Annotated in this window: 15 protein-coding genes; 9 read left to right on the top strand and 6 right to left on the bottom strand. The window is 71.8% G+C overall.

Going from position 1 to position 16,638, the window contains the following annotated elements:
• Positions 1 to 130 precede the first annotated feature (130 nt).
• The 4 genes from ACMCNN_RS18835 (at position 131) to ACMCNN_RS18820 (ending at position 4,904) form a co-directional block, all read left to right on the top strand.
• Positions 131 to 1,129 (top strand): serine/threonine-protein kinase, encoded by a 999-nt coding sequence (locus ACMCNN_RS18835; RefSeq protein WP_412741828.1) that lies wholly within the window; start codon positions 131 to 133, stop codon positions 1,127 to 1,129.
• 108 nt (positions 1,130 to 1,237) lie between these two features.
• Positions 1,238 to 1,882, top strand: a complete 645-nt coding sequence (locus ACMCNN_RS18830) for a hypothetical protein (RefSeq protein WP_412741827.1) — start codon at positions 1,238 to 1,240, stop codon at positions 1,880 to 1,882.
• A gap of 11 nt (positions 1,883 to 1,893) precedes the next feature.
• The gene (locus ACMCNN_RS18825; RefSeq protein WP_412741826.1) at positions 1,894 to 2,607 is read left to right on the top strand and encodes a hypothetical protein; all 714 of its coding nucleotides are present in this window, start codon (positions 1,894 to 1,896) and stop codon (positions 2,605 to 2,607) included.
• Between the two features lie 293 nt (positions 2,608 to 2,900).
• Entirely contained in the window at positions 2,901 to 4,904 is a 2,004-nt protein-coding gene (locus ACMCNN_RS18820) for a transglycosylase domain-containing protein (protein ID WP_412741825.1), read from the top strand.
• Between the two features lie 39 nt (positions 4,905 to 4,943).
• Here ACMCNN_RS18820 and ACMCNN_RS18815 read toward each other — a convergent pair whose 3' ends face one another.
• The 6 genes from ACMCNN_RS18815 to ACMCNN_RS18790 form a co-directional block, all read right to left on the bottom strand.
• Positions 4,944 to 5,345, bottom strand: coding sequence for a nuclear transport factor 2 family protein (locus tag ACMCNN_RS18815; RefSeq protein WP_412741824.1), 402 nt, complete (start codon positions 5,343 to 5,345; stop codon positions 4,944 to 4,946).
• Positions 5,346 to 5,381: 36 nt separating this feature from the next.
• Complete coding sequence (locus tag ACMCNN_RS18810) at positions 5,382 to 5,756, bottom strand: AtzH-like domain-containing protein (protein WP_412741823.1); 375 nt, start codon at positions 5,754 to 5,756, stop codon at positions 5,382 to 5,384.
• A 63-nt stretch (positions 5,757 to 5,819) separates the two neighbouring features.
• Positions 5,820 to 7,439 (bottom strand): regulator, encoded by a 1,620-nt coding sequence (locus ACMCNN_RS18805; protein ID WP_412741822.1) that lies wholly within the window; start codon positions 7,437 to 7,439, stop codon positions 5,820 to 5,822.
• 9 nt (positions 7,440 to 7,448) lie between these two features.
• On the bottom strand, positions 7,449 to 8,102 hold the full coding sequence (locus tag ACMCNN_RS18800) for a cysteine hydrolase family protein (protein ID WP_412741821.1): 654 nt from the start codon (positions 8,100 to 8,102) through the stop codon (positions 7,449 to 7,451).
• Between the two features lies 1 nt (position 8,103).
• Positions 8,104 to 8,799 (bottom strand): cysteine hydrolase family protein, encoded by a 696-nt coding sequence (locus ACMCNN_RS18795; RefSeq protein ID WP_412741820.1) that lies wholly within the window; start codon positions 8,797 to 8,799, stop codon positions 8,104 to 8,106.
• Between the two features lie 70 nt (positions 8,800 to 8,869).
• On the bottom strand, positions 8,870 to 9,505 hold the full coding sequence (locus ACMCNN_RS18790; RefSeq protein ID WP_412741819.1) for a GntR family transcriptional regulator: 636 nt from the start codon (positions 9,503 to 9,505) through the stop codon (positions 8,870 to 8,872).
• A 483-nt stretch (positions 9,506 to 9,988) separates the two neighbouring features.
• On the opposite strand from ACMCNN_RS18790, the gene ACMCNN_RS18785 reads away from it, so the two are divergent.
• From ACMCNN_RS18785 to atzF, 5 genes are read left to right on the top strand one after another with little or no spacing between them, the layout of a single operon-like run.
• A complete protein-coding gene (locus tag ACMCNN_RS18785) occupies positions 9,989 to 11,524 on the top strand; it encodes an amino acid permease (protein ID WP_412741818.1) in 1,536 nt (511 codons plus the stop codon).
• Positions 11,521 to 12,237, top strand: a complete 717-nt coding sequence (locus ACMCNN_RS18780) for an urea amidolyase associated protein UAAP1 (protein ID WP_412741817.1) — start codon at positions 11,521 to 11,523, stop codon at positions 12,235 to 12,237. The genes ACMCNN_RS18785 and ACMCNN_RS18780 overlap by 4 nt, the downstream gene beginning before the upstream one ends.
• Positions 12,234 to 12,857 carry an urea amidolyase associated protein UAAP2 gene (locus ACMCNN_RS18775; RefSeq protein WP_412741816.1) on the top strand — a complete coding sequence of 208 codons (624 nt, stop codon included), beginning with the start codon at positions 12,234 to 12,236 and terminating at the stop codon, positions 12,855 to 12,857. The genes ACMCNN_RS18780 and ACMCNN_RS18775 overlap by 4 nt, the downstream gene beginning before the upstream one ends.
• The gene (locus ACMCNN_RS18770; RefSeq protein WP_412741815.1) at positions 12,854 to 14,968 is read left to right on the top strand and encodes a 5-oxoprolinase/urea amidolyase family protein; all 2,115 of its coding nucleotides are present in this window, start codon (positions 12,854 to 12,856) and stop codon (positions 14,966 to 14,968) included. Before ACMCNN_RS18775 ends, ACMCNN_RS18770 begins: the two co-directional genes overlap by 4 nt.
• Positions 14,965 to 16,623 carry an allophanate hydrolase gene (atzF, locus tag ACMCNN_RS18765; RefSeq protein ID WP_412741814.1) on the top strand — a complete coding sequence of 553 codons (1,659 nt, stop codon included), beginning with the start codon at positions 14,965 to 14,967 and terminating at the stop codon, positions 16,621 to 16,623. The genes ACMCNN_RS18770 and atzF overlap by 4 nt, the downstream gene beginning before the upstream one ends.
• Positions 16,624 to 16,638: the final 15 nt, after the last annotated feature.

The raw sequence follows: 16,638 nt of genomic DNA, 5'->3' as shown, positions 1-16,638 counted from the left end.
ACGGCGACGGTTCGTGGATAGGTGACATTGCGTGGTTGGCCGTTCACTTCGTTTGTGCTGCTGGTTGTGCGGGTACCGGGTCCTGCGACCAGGGCACGGGTTGTGACCCGCGGTGACAGGGGAGTGGCAGATGCGGACGCTGGGCGGGCGGTATCAGCTCGAACGGCGCATCGGTGTGGGTGGCATGTCCGAGGTGTGGCGCGGGCACGACCGGGTACTCGACCGGCCGGTGGCCGTCAAGATGATCGCGCCGTCGGTTGCGGGCACCCTCGGCGAGGTCGGCGGGGCCGACCTGATCCGTGCCGAGGCCCGGTCCGCCGCGCGTCTCGTGCACCCCAACGTCGCCGGGGTGCACGACTTCGGCACCTCCCCGGCGCCGGACCGCGACGTGCCGTACATCGTGATGGAGCTTGTCGAAGGACAGACGCTGGGCGAGCATCTCGGCGCCGGGCCGTTCGACTGGCGCATCGCGGTCCGCGTCTGTGCCGAGGTCGCCGCGGCCCTCGCCGCGGCCCACGCGGAGCGCGTCGTGCACCGCGACATCAAGCCCGCGAACATCATGCTCACCCCCGCCGGGGCCAAGGTCCTTGACTTCGGCATCGCGGCCGCGATCGGCAGCCACGACCCGAATCCCGACGGCCTGGTCATGGGCACACCGGCCTACGCCGCCCCGGAACGCTTCTCGGGGCTGGCGGCGACCCCAGCGTCCGACATGTACTCACTCGGTGTGCTGCTGTACCACTGCCTCGCGGGCCGGCTGCCCTGGCCGACGGCAAGCCACACCGAACTGGTGGACGCGCAGAAGCGGCTCGACCCCGAACCGCTGCCGCACATCGAGGGGCTCGCCCCCGAGGTGCTCGACCTCTGCTCGCGCTGCCTGCACCGGAACCCGGCCGAGCGGCCCACCGCGCTGGTCGCGGCGCTGCTGCTGGCCGAGGCCGTGGACGCCCGGGTGTACGTCCCCCTGGCCGACCCGGCGGTGAGAGTGCCCCGGCCGTCCGCGGTTCCACGGTGGGACACGCGCGCAGCGGAGGCGTCGACGAACATCGCCCTGCCCGCGGACCCCGGCTCAGCCCCGCCCGGTGAGGGACTCTTCGACGAACGGCAGGGCCGGCACCGCGCCGGTTGACCCAACCTCTGGGAGCACCGTCCCTCCCGCCATGGAGACGGATCCGGCCCGGAGGATTGACGACCCCGGGTAAGTGGGAATAGCAGCGGCGATGAAGGAGGCCCCCCGATGTCCCCCACACTCGTGATCATTCTCGTCATCGTGGTACTGCTGGTGATCGCCGCGATCGTGCTCGGCGTACGCGCCAGCCGCCGCAGGAAGTTGCAGAAGACCTTCGGACCCGAGTACGACCGTGTCGTCGGCGACGCGGACAGCCGTACGGCGGGCGAGCGGGAGCTCGAGGAGCGCCGCAAGCGGCACGCCGAGCTCGAGCTCAAGCCGCTGTCGGCGGAGAACAAGGCCCGCTACTCGGCCGCGTGGGAGGAAGCGCAGATCCAGTTCGTGGATACGCCCGAACGGGCCGTGGCGACGGCCGACGAGCTGGTGACCCGGCTGATCGCCGAGCGCGGTTACCCCACCGGCGACTACGACGAGCAGCTCGCCACCCTGTCCGTCGAGCACGCGCGCACGCTCGAGCACTACCGCGACGCGCACGCGATCAGCGAGCGCAGCCGCAACGGCGAGGCGGGGACCGAGGATCTCCGTCAGGCCCTGGTGCACTACCGCGCTCTCTTCGCCGACCTGCTCGGCGAGAACCCGGTGCGGACCGAGGGCACCACCGCCCCTGGCGCCGAGCCGAACGTCCCGTCCCAGAGGATCAATGACCACGACGGCGACGTCGCGGTTTCCCGTCCCGACGCCACGAGCCGCTGAGGAGTCCGACGATGCGTTTCTACTCCAACGACGCCAGCGAGTCCACCGACGACGCGGCGCCCGGTGACCGCCCCGAGCGGGTGCAGTCCGAGCCCGTGGCGGTGCCGCGCCAGCGGTCCTCCTCGCCCTGGTCCGACGGCCCGTTGTCCGACGGCCCGGTGTCCGACGCCCCGGCCGACGAGCGCAGCGTCGCGCCCGGTGAGGGGGCGGTCGAGTCGCCGTCGGAGTCCAACACGACCACCTATCCGTCCGGCGCCACCGGGAGTTCGCCCGAGGACCGGGTCGACGTCACCCTCGACGACCGCGGCACCCTCGACGACCGCGGCACCCTCGACGACCGCGGCACCTTCGAGGACCCGCAGGTCAAGGACGCCGACGACGACCAGCGGCCCACCCCGGCGCCCGAAGCCGACGGCGGCGCGGAGAACGCGACGGCGGTGGCCCCGGTGACCGCGCCCGCAGCGGACCGGCCGGACACCCTGTTCACCGCCGCCGATACGCAGGGCCTGCAGGATCGGTGGCGCGACGTGCAGCTCCGCTTCGTCGACAGCCCGAAGGACGCCACGGCCGAGGCCGCCGTGCTGGTCGAGGAGGCCGTCGACACGCTCACCGCCGGCCTGCGGTCGCGCAAGGACAGCCTCGGCGGCGAGAGCGACGACACCGAGGCGCTGCGGGTACGGCTCCGCGGCTACCGCGACATCCTGAACCGCGTTCTCAGCCTCTGACAGAGCGGATGGGCGCCCTGCTGCCTCTGCTGCTGACGCGTGCCGGATGCCGGACGCGAGGCGCCGCCGGACGAGGCATCCGGCGGCGCCTCGCGGAGACAAATTCCACTCGATTTCGTTGAACCCCTGTAAACGCGCAGGTCACCCTGGGTCAGGAGGGCGTTATCCGGTCCTGACGCAAAGTAGTTCAGCGGTTTTCGCCACCCTCCGGGACGCTGCCCCGTCTGGGGGTTGTGGCGGATCTTTCCAGCGAGCACAGAGAGTCCGGGCCGCGTCACCGGCGTTCGGGCCGGATGCGTCGGCTCCTGAAGCGTGCCGCGGTGGTGGTCACCGTCCTGACGGTCGCAGCCGGCATCACGGTGGTGGGCTACGTACAGTCGGTGCAGTTCCCAGCGGACCCGGTCGACGTGCAGGCGTCGACTCTCTACTACCGCGACGGCAAGACGATCCTGGCTCGGGTCGGCACGCAGAACCACAGTGATGTGGCGTTGTCCGCGGTGCCCGTGGAGGTGCAGAAGGCGGTCCTGGCCGCCGAGGACCGCGATTTCTACGACCACTCCGGGTACTCGGTGCGCGGCATCCTGCGCGCCGTGGTGGCGAACATCCGCGGAAAGCGCGAGGGGGCGTCCACGATCACCCAGCAGTACGTGCGCAACGCGTACCTGACCCAGGACGTCTCCCTGGACCGCAAGGCGAAGGAGCTGGCGCTCGCCATCAAGCTCGAGCGCAAGCTGACAAAGGATCAGATCCTGGAGCGCTACCTCAACACGATCTATTACGGCCGGAACGCGTACGGGATCGCTGCGGCGGCGCATGCCTACTTCGGCGTCACCACCGACCGGCTGACCGCGGCGCAGGGCGCCGTGCTCGCGGCCGTGATCAAGGATCCGTTCCGGTACGACCCCGCCAACGATGCGGCCGCGGCCCAGCAACGCTGGGCATGGGTTGTCGACGCGGCACGGGAAGAGGGCTGGCTGAGCGGCGATGTGAAGTATCCGGCGGTGTCCCCGACATCGGCGGCGGTCGCCGGGCCGAGTGGCATCGTGGTCGACCGGGTCGAGCAGGAACTGGCCGCCCACGGCGTGACCCCGAGGATGTTGCACACGCAGGGCCTGTCCATCGTCACCACACTGGACGCGAAGGCGCAGGCGGCCGGCATCGCCCAGGTCGCCAAACACATGGCCGGGCAGCCGAAGGATCTGCGGGTGGCGCTGGTCGCGGTGGATCCGCGCAGCGGCGGGGTGCTCGCCTACTACGGCGGTAAGCAGCGCGGCTATTTCGACGATGCCTCGGCCGTTCACCCGGCCGCCTCGACGTTCAAACCGATCGTGCTGGCCGCCGCGCTGGAGGCCGGGATCAGCGCGCAGTCCCTGTGGGACGGCAGCTCGCCGCGGCTGTTCCCGGGCAGGCTCGGCGTGCCGCTGTACAACCACGACGGGCTGCAGTGCCCGGTCTGCACGCTCGAAGAGTCGATGGTCGAGTCCCTGAACACCCCCTTCTACGCGGTAACGGAGAAGCTGGGCGCGGACAGCGTGCGCAGGATGGCCCATAATCTGGGCATCCCACCCGCGTACGGGAGCACCCCCGCACTGGTGGACGGGAGGGGCGACCCGAAGCCCGGCCGGACCCGCCCGGACATCGCGATCGGCCGCTATGCGGTCGCGCCCGCCGACCTCGCCACCGTCTACGGCACCTTCGCCGGCGCCGGTGTCAGGCACGACCGGCACTTCGTGGAATCGGTCACCGGCCCCGGTGGGCGTCGGATCTGGAAAGGCCAGCCGCGGAGCCGGCATGCGCTGGACAGGGCCGCCGCCGCGGATGTCACCTCGGTGCTCGCCGCTGTCGTTGACAGGCACGCCATGACACCCGACCGGCCGGCCGCCGGCAAGACCGGCACCCAGCAGTGGGGTAACACCTCCGACAACCAGGACGCCTGGATGGCCGGCTACACACCCGAACTGGCCTGCGCGGTGTGGATCGGTAAGGCGGATCCCGGGCCGATCCGCGACAAACGAGGCAAGGCCATCGAGGGGGAGACCCTGCCGGCTCAGCTCTGGACCGCCTTCACGCGGGAGGCACTGCGCGGCCGCCCGGTGACGCCCCTGCCCGGGCCGGCGAATGTCGGCAAGCCCGCCGCCTTCGACATCAAGCCGCCCACGGCCGCACCCGGTGCGAAACCCGTTGCTCCGAACGGGATCCAGCCCCGTCCGGAGCAGTTCGCGCCGGATGCCCGTCGGCAGGCGGATCTGGGAACAAAGGACGCGGGACTCACCAAGCAACCGCGAGTCGCGCAGTAGTCATGCCTCCCGCGCAGGGGGAGCGGCTCGGTTCGACGGTCAGGCAGGTGGTGTGAAGTAGTCGCGCAGCGAGGCGATCAGGCCGTCGCGCAGTCGGAAGATCTGTACGAGCGACACGTAACTGCGCCGTCCGTCGGGCTCGTCGAAGGCCGTGTCCGTCTCGGCGATGAAGACGTCCGGGTCCGGGGTGTCGTGCAGCACGTAGCGGGAGCATTCGATGTTGACGGTGCCCTGGTAGCGCGGCTCGCGGTGATAGGCGACGATGCCGATGCGGATGGCTTCGCGCCCGGCGAGGCGATTGGGCAGGCGGTGCCCGTCCGGCACCAGCGGCGCTTCGAACAGCCCGTCTTCGGTGAACATTCCCGCAACCGCGTCGGGGTTGCGCGTGAGAGCTCCGGCGTACACGTACCGTTCGTAGATCTCTTGATGAGTCCGGGTCACTTTCTCCAGCCTACCGAGGCTGGGCAAGCAGCCGTCTCAGGCGTGCGCGGGGTTGCTGACGTGGGCGGTGATGATGCGCCAGCCATGGGGCAGACGTACCCAGGTTTGCGACTGGCGGCCGAGGACGTCGGTGTCCGGGTAACCGAACAGTGTGGTCACCACGGCGACGTCCACGCCGTACGTGGTGATGATCGTGTCCTTGAGGCGGCGGCCGGGCGGCAGCGGCGGTTGCGCGCGCCGCCAGGCCGCCTGTTCGGCCAGGCCGACCTGCCGGTCCGCGATGCCGAAGCGTACGGCGTCCGGGGCGAAGAAGCCGACGATGCGGTCGACGTCGCCCGCGACGAGGGCCTCCTCGTAGGCCTCGAAGATCGTGCCGATCTCTGCCACGATGGCGGGCTGGTTGACCTGCATGGCGCCTCCGATGTGCGGGCCGGTGGTCCGGGTGACCCCCGGACCACCGGTCTCGGCTGGTGGTCAGACAGGGGTGCTGGCGGCCTTCTCGCGGGGTTCCGGTATGCCGCCCTCGGGCGCCTCGGTGAACTCGTTGCCGCCGGCGTGCAGGCGTTCGAGGGCCAGTTCCTCGGCGTCCGGTTGCCGGGGAGCGGGCCGGCCCAGGGCGAACAGTACGCAGACCACGGTCAGGAACACATAGCCGAGGGTCACCGGGCCGTCGGCGTTCCACTGCACCTTCTCGGCGTGGATGAGGCCCACGAAGGTCAGCACCGCGCCCGCGCCGGAGAAGATCGCCGCCTGCCAGAACCGTTTGTCGATGATGAAGGCGACGATCGCGCCCAGTACCAGACCCGCCAGGATCGCTCCTTCGCCCAGGGTCTTGAGGCCGTCGTAGACGACGCCCGCGCCGGCCAGGGTGCTGATGCCGACCCGGGCCGCGCTGGTGCCAGCCGCCGCGAGGGCGTTGTCCAGCAGGCCGGTGGCCCAGGCGGCGATGTTGGGGATGAGAGCGGCGACGACCGCTGCCGCGTGCGCCCGCGGCGTGGCCTGGAACGCCTGTGCGCCGATGAGCAGGCCGATGTAGAGCAGGATCGGCACGATGGCCGCGGTGGGGAAGATCGTGCCGAGCAGGCCGAACATCCCGAAGAAGCAGAGCAGCGCGATGACGACGCCGGTCGCCATGGAGTATCCGGTACGGCCACCCGCCGCCTTCCAGCCCGGGTGCCCGACGTACACGGCGGGCGGGAACGGGGAGCCGAGCATCGAGCCGATGACCGCACCCCCGCCGTCGGCGAGGAGCACGCTGCGCAGGTTGTACCTGTCGCCCGCGCTCGCCGCGCTCTCCACGTTGGTCATCGCCTCTGTGAAGTTGTAGACGCCGAGGGGAATCGCCGTGGCCAGCAACGGTGCCATGTCGCGCAGGCCGTCGACGAGCAGGTCGATTTTCAGGTGGGGAAACGCGAAGGCGATGTCCTCGGCGGCGGCCTTCACGTCCGGCACCGACATGGCACCCCCGATCCAGCCGATCGCGGTGCCGACCAGCAGAGCCACGAGGCCGATGGGCAGGTTGAACGGAAGCCGTACGTCGGTGAGCAGGCCCACCAGCAGCAGGCCGAAGACGGGCAGGGCGATCCAGGCGGCCTGCCACATCCGGCCGGCCGGATTCATCGAGATGAAGGTGATCGAGATGCCGGCCAGCGTGCCCAGCAGCGCCGCCCGCGGGGCGTACTTGCGGATGAACGGGCCGACGAACGCACCGATCAGCACGATCACGCCGATGATGAACGCCCACGCGATACCGGCCGTCCACGCCTGGATCGGATCCTTCGTGCGCAGGTAGATGGGCAGCATGATGACGAAGATGACGATGAACATGTGCGGGACGCTCGGCCCGTACGGCATGGCCGTGACGTCGCTGCGGTTCTCGCGGCGGGCCAGCCGCCGCGCCAGGTGCGTGTAGTAGATGTTGCCGAGCACCAGCGCGATGCCGAGGGCCGGCAGGATCACCCCGAAAACGTCACCCGCCGGCATCTGCACGACGCCGATGCACAGGGCGGTCAGGGTCAGCACGTTGACCAGGACGTTGATGCCGAAGCCGAAGAACGCGTTGGTGTCTCCGCGTACCCAATAAGGAAGTTTCACCGTGTGCTCCTAGAGAGGGACCGACGTGGAATCCGTGACCCAGCCGAAAATGCCGCCCTGGGCGGCGATCATCTCCAGGCCGACGCGCTGAAATTCGGGGAAGTAGGAGCCGACGCAGTCGGCGAGCACGAGGCATTCGTAGCCGCGGTCGTTGGCCTCGCGGACCGTGGTGTGCACGCACACCTCTGTCGTCACGCCCGCCACGAGCAGGCTGCGGATGCCGAGCTCATCGAGCAGTCGCTGAAGGTCGGTGGCGTAGAACGCGCCCTTTCCGGGCTTGTCGACGACGGCCTCGCCCGGTGCCGGGCTCAGCTCGTCGATGATGTCGTGGCCGTATTCGCCGCGGATGAGGATGCGGCCGAACGCGCCGGGGTCGCCGATGCGCCTGCTGGGCGCGCCGCGTGCGAGTTTGGCGGGCGGGCAGTCGGACAGGTCGGGCAGATGGCCTTCCCGGGTGTGGATGACCGGCAGGCCGGCGGCGCGCCACCGGGTCAGGAAGGCGGACAGCGGCGCGATCGTCCGGCGCAGTTGCGAGACGTCGTTGCCGAGGCTCTCGCCGAAGCCGCCCGGTTCGAGGAAGTCCCGTTGCATGTCGATGACGAGCAGCGCCGCGCTGTCCGGCGTGAAGGTGAAGGCCGACGGCTGCGCCTCGACGGTGGGCATCTCAGGCCTCCGTCCCGGCGATGACGTCGTCGCTGGTGGCGACGGCTCCGAAGACGCCGCCCTGCATGGTCACCATGTGCAGGGCGGCGGCGTGGTTCGACGGATCCGTGGCACCGGTGCAGTCGGAGAGGATCAGGCATTCGTAGCCGCGATCGTTGGCCTCGCGCATCGTCGTGTGCACGCACACGTCGGTGGTGATGCCGGTCAGCAGCAGGTGGGTGATGCCCCGGCAACGCAGCACGAGGTCCAGGTTCGTGGCGTAGAAGGCGCCCTTGCCGGGCTTGTCCACGATCACCTCACCCGGCGCGGGGGCGACCTCGGGCACGATCTCCCAGCCGGGTTCCCCGCGGACCAGGATCCGCCCGCACGGGCCGGGACCGCCGATCTCGGCGCCGATCCGGGCCGATCGCCACCGCTTGTTCGCCGGCAGGTCGGACAGGTCCGGGCTGTGGCCCTCGCGGGTGTGCACGACGAGCATGCCGAGGCGGCGGGCGTGCGCGAGGAGCCTCGCGGTCGCGGGCAGGCCCGCCCGGGTGAGTGCGATGTCGTAGCCCATCGCGTCGACGTATCCGCCGGGGCCACAGAAGTCGGTCTGCCAGTCGATGCAGATCAGGGCGGTGCGCTCGACCGGCACGGTGCCGTCGTACGGCCAGAGGTAGGGGGTGGCCTTGACCGGGCCGATGGTAACGTCCGTCATTCTGTCGATTGTCGACCGTTCTGTTTCGACGGACTTCACAGTGTGTATCGCAGAGATGTCCTGACGTGATCTACAGCAGATAGGCGCGGGATCCGTGCCCGCTCAGGGCCGAGATGATGGCGTTCACATCGTTGTCGGCGACCGCGGCGAGGAGGCGCTCGTGGCGGTGCACCCCGTCGGCCGCCGCGGCGACCTCGGCCTCCCGGTGCAGATTCGCCGCCATGTAGAGCTGCAGCCGCACCAGGACCGACTCGTACAGCCGGCAGAGCTGACGGTTGCCGCCGAGCGCGACCAACGCGACGTGGAAGCTGCGGTGCGCGTCGGCGATCGCCGGACGGTCGCCCTCCTCCGTTGACTTGCGCATCGCGTCCAGCGCCTCCTGCAACGCGGACAGGTCGGCGTCCGGCGGGATGCTCGCCGCCGCGTGCCGTTCGAGGACGTCGCGGATCTCGTAGAGCTCACGGACATCGTCGTCGGACAGGATCGCCACGCGCGCGCCCCGCCGCGGGATGTGTTCCACGAGCCCCCGCTGGGCCAGCAGCCGCAGCGCCTCGCGCAGCGGTCCGCGGCTGATGCCCAGCCGTTGGGTCAGCTGCTCCTCGACCAGGCGCTCGCCAGGATAGACGCGGCCGCTGAGGATCTCGCGGCTGAGCCGGTCGAGGGCGAGATCGACGAGGCTCTGACTCTGCAGCTTCCCGTCGCCCACGTCTTGAGTGTGCCAGTCGTGGGCGTCGATGGGGCCGACGGGCGCAGGGGGCGGGCCCAAGCTCCGCCGGGCGGGGCCCGGTCGCGCGGTGAGGTCTTTCTTACCCGTCTGTAACAGCCGCGACCCCCCGAGGTGACCGGCGGCCGGTGGAGTGGGACACGACCCGCCGCACGGCGGGGCGCCCCTAGGGTTCCGCCGTCGACGACGGGTCCGCGACCGAGAGGGGCAGGCGGGCCGACGAGGGCCCGTTCCACGGCGGGACAAAAACCCGGGAGGCCAGGTCGACCCGCAGGTGGCGGGTCCCGGTCCCGTGGAGTGTCGCCGATGATTTACCGCTGATCCCTCGCCACACCCCGGCACCACGTGGGCCCGCGCCGGTCCGCGTGGCGATGCCGCGTGCCCCCCGGGCCGCCGTCAGGGCGGCCGCGCCGCCGTCCGGCGGCCCTGGAAATCCCCGCCTTCCCGCAACAGAAAGGCCGGCAGATGGTCGCCGTCACCCCCACGGTCGCACCGAATCGTACGGACACCGACAGCTCGGTGCTCGCCGAATTCGGGTACCAGCAGCAACTGCACCGCAAGCTCGGGCCCTTCGCGGCGTTCGCCTCGGGGTTCTCCTTCGTCTCCATCCTCACCACGGTCTTCCAGCTGTTCGCGTTCGGGTTCGGCTTCGCCGGGCCCGCCTTCTTCTGGACCTGGCCGCTGGTCTTCGCCGGTCAGCTGATGGTCGCCCTGGTCTTCGCCGAACTGGCCGTGCGCTACCCGATCTCGGGCTGCATCTACCAGTGGTCGCGGCGGCTCTCCAACGGGGTCACCGGCTGGTTCGCGGGCTGGTTCATGCTGATCGGCCAGATCGTCAGCGTGGCCGCGGCCGCCATCGCGCTGCAGGTCGTCCTGCCGTCGATCTGGCCGGGCTTCCAGGTGGTGTCCGGCGACCCGGCGCTCTCGTCGACCAGCGGCGCTACCAACGCGGTGCTGCTCGGCGCCGTGCTGATCACGGTGACCACGGTCATCAACGCGGTCGGGGTACGGGTGATGTCGCTGGTGAACAGCATCGGCGTGGTCTGCGAGATCGCCGGTGTGGTGCTGCTGGTGGCGCTGCTGTTCGGGCATGCCGAGCGCGGCCCGTCCGTGGTCATGGACACCGGGCACGCGGGCGGCAGCGGGTACGCCATGGCGTTCCTCGCCTCGGCGCTGATGGCCGCGTACGTCATGTACGGCTTCGACAGCGCCGGTGAGCTCAGCGAGGAGACCCGTGCGCCGCGCCGTACCGCGCCGCGGGCCATCATCCGGGCGCTGGTGGTGTCCGGCATCGGTGGCGGCCTGCTGCTCATCGCCGGCCTGATGGCCGCGCCGAGTCTCACCGACGGCGAGCTGATCGCCGGTGGCCTGCCGTACGTGGTGACCAGCCAGCTCGGCACCGGTCTGGGCCGGGCGCTGCTGGTCGACGTGGCGATCGCGGTGTTCGTGTGCACGCTGGCCATCCAGACCGCCGCCACCCGGCTGATGTTCTCGATGTCCCGCGACGGGGTGCTGCCGTTCTCCGCGCGGCTGGCCAGGGTGAACGACAGGACCGGCACTCCGCTGCTGCCGGCCGTGGTGATCGGGGTGCTGGCCGTCGCGATCCTGCTGGTCAACGTCGGGCAGGGCGCCCTGTTCACGGCACTGACCAGTGTCGCTGTCGTCGTGGTGTATCTGGCGTACCTGCTGGTCACCGTGCCGGTGCTGGTGCGCCGGATGCGCGGCGGCTGGGCGGCGACCGCGCCGGACGGTCACTTCGGATTGGGGCGCTGGGGTCTGCCGGTGAACCTCGCCGCGGTGGTGTTCGGCGCCTTCATGGTCGTCAACATGGCGTGGCCGCGGGAAGAGGTGTACAACCCGACCGGAGGACCCGCGTACCTGCGGTACTTCGCGGGGATCGCGCTGGCCGTGATCGTCGGGCTGGGTCTGGTCGCCTACGTCGCCCGCCACCGCCAGCGACGCCCGCTCGCCGCGGCTGCGATGCCGGATGGTGCCGCATGACCGAGGGATATCGGCATGACGTGCCCGGCGGGGCCGCCTGGTCGGTGACGCTCCGGCGCGGGTCGACAGTGCGGCTCGAAGCGCTCGGGACCGATGCCGTGGCCAGCGTGCTCCTGTTCGCCGCCGCGGACCCGGTGGAGCGGCTGAACGTCCCGGACACGCTGAAGGCGCAGATGTCCGCCCGGATCACCCCGCCCATGGTGCTCATGTCCGACCTGGGCCGGGCCCTGGCATCCGTCACCGGGTCCTCGCTGGACTGGCACGACGCGATCACGGGACACAGCATCGACGCCGACCTGGACCGATACGGTGCGTCCGACTACGGCCGCGACCGCAACGGCTGGCGGCGCAGCGCCCGCAGCCTGCTGCTCGACGAGCTGTACGTGCACGGCCTCGGCGAGCGGGATCTGCATGCCTGCGTGAACTTCTTCGCCAAGGTGGCGCCCGCATCCGGCGAGCGGGCGGAGCTGGCGTACGTGCCCGGCCACGCCCGCTCCGGCGACTGGGTGCGCCTGCGCGCCGAGCAGGACCTGCTGGTGGTGCTCGCCACCGCGCCGCACCCCCTGGACCCGGCGCCACGCTGGGACCCGGCCGGAGTCCGCGCCGACGTCGCCGCGGGGGAACCGGGCCCGATCCCCGCCGACGACCCCAGCTGGACGTTTCGTGCCGAGTCCGCCCGCGCGCTGGCCGCCGCAGAGAGGAGCCTGCTGTGACCGGCGTTCTGCACACCCCCAGCCTGCTCGACGTGACCGTGGCCGCCGGGGACGGCTGGATCGGCGAGATCCCGGCCGGTGGCCGGCTGCGCATCGTCGACCTGCACGGCAACCAGGCCGTCGATACGCTGATCTACGACGCCCGGGACACGGCCAACCGGTACAGCGCGGTGGACACGATCCGGGCGCAGGGTGCGGTCTACCTCACCACCGGATCGGTGCTGCGCAGCGTCCGGCACGATCCGCTGGCGACCATCGTGGACGACACCTGCGGGCGACACGACACCCTCGGCGGGGCCTGCGCCAAGGAGAGCAACGTGGTCCGCTACGGCGAGCACACCCGCCACCAGCACGCCTGCCGCGCGACCTTCCTGCGCTACGCGGTCACCCACGGGCTGGACAAGCGCGACCTCACTCACAACATCAACTTCTTCATGAACGTGCCGGTCACCCCCGACGGCGGACTCACCTTCGCGGACGGCGTCTCCGCGCCTGGCAAGCACGTCGAACTGCGTGCGGAACGGGACATCCTGGTGCTGATCAGCAACTGCCCGCAGCTGAACAACCCCTGCAACGGCTACGACCCGACCCCGGTACGGCTGCTGGGGTGGGCGCGATGACGCCCACGTTCGAGATCCTCGTGCCGGGCATCCAGACCACCGTGCAGGACCTGCCCGGCCGGACCGGGCTGTGGGGCGTCGGGGTGCCGCCGTCCGGCGCCTGGGACGATCTGTCCTTCAGCCTCGCCAACCGGGCGGTCGGCAACCCGGCCGGGGCCGCCGGGCTGGAGGCGGTGCTGCGCGGACCGAAGCTGCGCGCCCTCACCGACACGGTGGTCTGCGTGAGCGGCGCCGCCACCGCGGCCACCCTGGACGGCGTCGCGGTGACGCCCGGCCACCCGACGCCGGTCGCGGCCGGGCAGGTCCTGGACCTGGGTCCGGCCAAGGGGCCGGGGCTGCGCAGCTACCTGGCCGTCCGGAGCGGACTCTCGGTGCCCCCCGCCCTCGGCAGCGCCGCCACGTTCCTGCTCGGCGGGTTCGGCGGCCACGACGGGCGGGCGCTGGCCAAGGGCGACATCCTGCACACGGGAACCGCGGCCGCGGCCGAGCCGTCCGTGGTGACGTTGCCCGAGCTGACCGGCGACTGGCAGCTGCGGGTGGTGCCCGGCCCGCACGGCGCACCCGAGCACCTGTCCGAGGAGGGGATCGCCGAGCTGTTCGCCGCACACTGGCGGGTCGATCACCGCGCCGACCGTACCGGGGTGCGCCTGGCCGGGCCGAGCCCGCGCTGGGCGCGCAGCGACGGCGGCGACGCGGGACTGCACCCCAGCAACATCCACGACAGCGCGTACCCGGTCGGCGGGATCATGATCTCGGGGGACACCCCCGTGATCGTCGGGCCGGACGGGCCCAGCCTCGGTGGTTTCGTGGTGGCGGCCGTGGTGATCCGCGCGGACCGGTGGAAGCTCGCCCAGGCCCGCCCCGGCGACGGGATCCGGCTGGTCCCGGTGTCACCCGAGGACGCCGACGCGGCCAACGAGCACCACCGGGCCCGGCTCGCTGTCTTCCGCAACGACAACATCAGCGGCGCGGGCGCACAAAAGGCCGTCTTCGCGGGGGAGCAGCCCCGGCCTCGCCCGGTCACCGTCCGCGACGGGCGGCGGCCCGCGCCGCTGGCCGAGATTCCCGCCGACGGCGACCGGCCGGCGCTGACCGTACGGCGGGCCGGCGACCACCACGCGCTGGTGGAGGCGGGCCCGGCTGTCCTGGACCTCGCCGTGCGCCTGCGCATCCACCTGCTGGCCGGTGCCCTGGCCGGCGACGACCGCATCGTCGAAGCCGTGGAGGGGGTCCGTTCGTTGCTGCTGGCGGTCGACGAACGGCGGCTGCCGTTGCCCGTACTGGCGCAACGGGTCGCGGCCGCGTGGGCCGGACTGCCCGATCCACGTACGGTGGAACTGACCGCCCGCGAAGTCACCATGCCGATCGCCTTCGACGACCCGTCGGTGCACGAGGCGATGGCCCGCTACCAGTCCGGGGTACGGCCCGACGCGCCGTGGTGCCCCGACAACGTCGAGTTCATCCGCCGCATCAACGGGCTGGACCGGCGCGGGGACGTGTTCGACATCGTGAGCGCGGCGGCGTATCTGGTGGTCGGGCTCGGCGACGTCTATCTCGGCGCGCCCGTGGCCGTGCCGCTGGACCCGCGACACCGGCTCGTCACCACCAAGTACAACCCGCCACGCACCTGGACCCCGGCCAACGCGGTCGGCATCGGCGGCGTGTACCTGTGCGTGTACGGCATGGAAGGGCCCGGTGGGTACCAGCTCGTCGGCCGCACCGTACCGGTGTGGCGCTACGACCCGGACAGTGCCGATCCGCCGTGGCTGCTGCGGCAGTTCGACGTGCTGCGGTTCACAGCGGTGACGCCGGAGCGGCTAGCGGAGTTGCGAGCCGACGTCGCCGCGGGCCGGTCGGCGCTGGAGACCCGGCCGCTGACACTGCGGCTGGCGGACCTGCTCGACACGGCGGACGCGGCGGAGTTCACCGCCCGGCGCGCCGGGGCGTTCGCCGCGGAGCGGGACCGCTGGGCGGCCCAGAGTGCCGCAACGGGGACTGCGACTGCGGCGGAGACCGCGATCGCGGCTGCGGCACCGGCTCCGGCATCCGCGGTCGTGGAGCCGGTCCAGGCGCCAGCGATCGCCGAGCCGGCCACGGTCGGTGTGGCATGACGGCCGCCGTCCCACAGAGCGCCACGCCCGTGGCGGCGAGCGGGCAGCCCGTCTGGATCACGGAACTGTCCACCGACGAGGTGGCGGCGTTCGAGGCCGCCGCCCCGGAGGGGCCGCTGACCGGCGTGCGGTTCGGCATCAAGGACAACCTGGACCTGGCGGGGCATGCCACGACCGCCGCCTGCCCCGGACTGGCCGACTCGACCGCCGCCACGTCCGCGGTCGCTGTGCAGCGGCTGATCGACGCGGGTGCCGTGCCGGTCGGCAAGACCAACATGGACCAGTTCGCGACCGGGCTCGTCGGGACCCGCAGCCCGTACGGTGCCTGCCACAGCGTGCACAGCTCGCGGCACGTCAGCGGCGGCAGCAGCTCCGGCAGCGCGGTCGCCGTGGCCAGCGGGCAGGTGCCGCTGGCCCTGGGCACCGACACCGCCGGTTCCGGCCGGGTGCCCGCCGCGTTCAACGGCATCGTCGGGATCAAGCCGACCCGAGGGCTGGTCTCCACCCGTGGGCTGCTACCGGCCTGCCGATCGCTGGACTGCGTCACCACGTTCAGCCGTACGGTTGCCGACGGCGCGGCGGCCCTGGCGGTCCTGGCCCGGCCGGATCCCGGCGATCCCTGGTCGCGGTCCGCGCCGCCCGCCCCCGCCCCGGCGGTCGCGGCGCGGATGCGGGTGGTCGCCGTGCCCGACGGGGACCTCGACCTCGACCCGGTGCACCGGGCGGCATGGGAGGAGGCGCTGCGCCGGCTCGACACGGTGGCCGCCCACGTCGTGCCGGTCGACGTGACGGCGTTCCTGGCGACGGCCCGGCTGTTGTACGGCGGGCCGTGGCTGGCCGAACGGTGGGCCGCGTTCGGTGCGTACCTGTCCGCGCCCGGTGTGGATCCGACCGTGCGCGCCGTCGTCACGCCGGGCCGGGACGTGCCGGGCCCGGAGGTGTTCCGTGGGTTCGACCGGCTGGCGGAGCTGCGCCGGCGGACCGAGGCGGTCTGGCCGGACGTGGACGCGTTGATGCTTCCGGTCACGCCCGGTCATCCCACCCTGGCCGAGGTCGCCGCCGACCCGGTCGGGGTCAACAGCCGGCTGGGCACGTACACCAATTTCGTCAATCTGTTGGACCTGTGCGCGATCGCCGTTCCGGCCGGCACCCGGCCGGACGGGCTGCCGTTCGGGGTGCAGTTCGTGGCGCCCGCCTTCGCTGACCGGCCCCTGCTCGACCTGGCCGCGGCGTGGTGCGGCGAACCGGTCGCGTCGTCCGCCCCGGCTGCCGGGACCAGTCTGGTGGCCGTCGCGGGAGCGCACCTGAGCGGGATGCCGCTCAACCCGCAACTGGTGCAGCTGGGCGGGCTGCTGCATGCACGGGCCCGCACCGCGCCGGGCTACCGGCTGTACCGCTTGCCGGGGCCGGGAGTGGCCCGTCCGGGACTGGTGTTCACCGGCGACGGCCCGGCCACCGGCATCGCGTTGGAGGTGTGGCAGGTGCCGCATCAGGCGGTGGGACAGCTGCTCGCCACCGTGCCGCCGCCGCTCTGCCTCGGCGCCGTACGGCTGGACGACGGCACATCGGTCACCGGCTTCCTGACCACCGAGCACGGGGTGCGTGACGCGGTGGACGTCACCGCATCCGGCGGTTGGCGTGCCGCCTGCAGGTGAAACGCCGACCGCCGG

Origin of the sequence: Krasilnikovia sp. MM14-A1004 (genome assembly GCF_047159485.1) — a bacterium.
GTDB lineage: Bacteria > Actinomycetota > Actinomycetes > Mycobacteriales > Micromonosporaceae > Actinoplanes.
The sequence above is the reverse complement of the archived record's forward strand: the minus strand, read 5'-3'. Positions and strand labels throughout refer to the sequence as shown.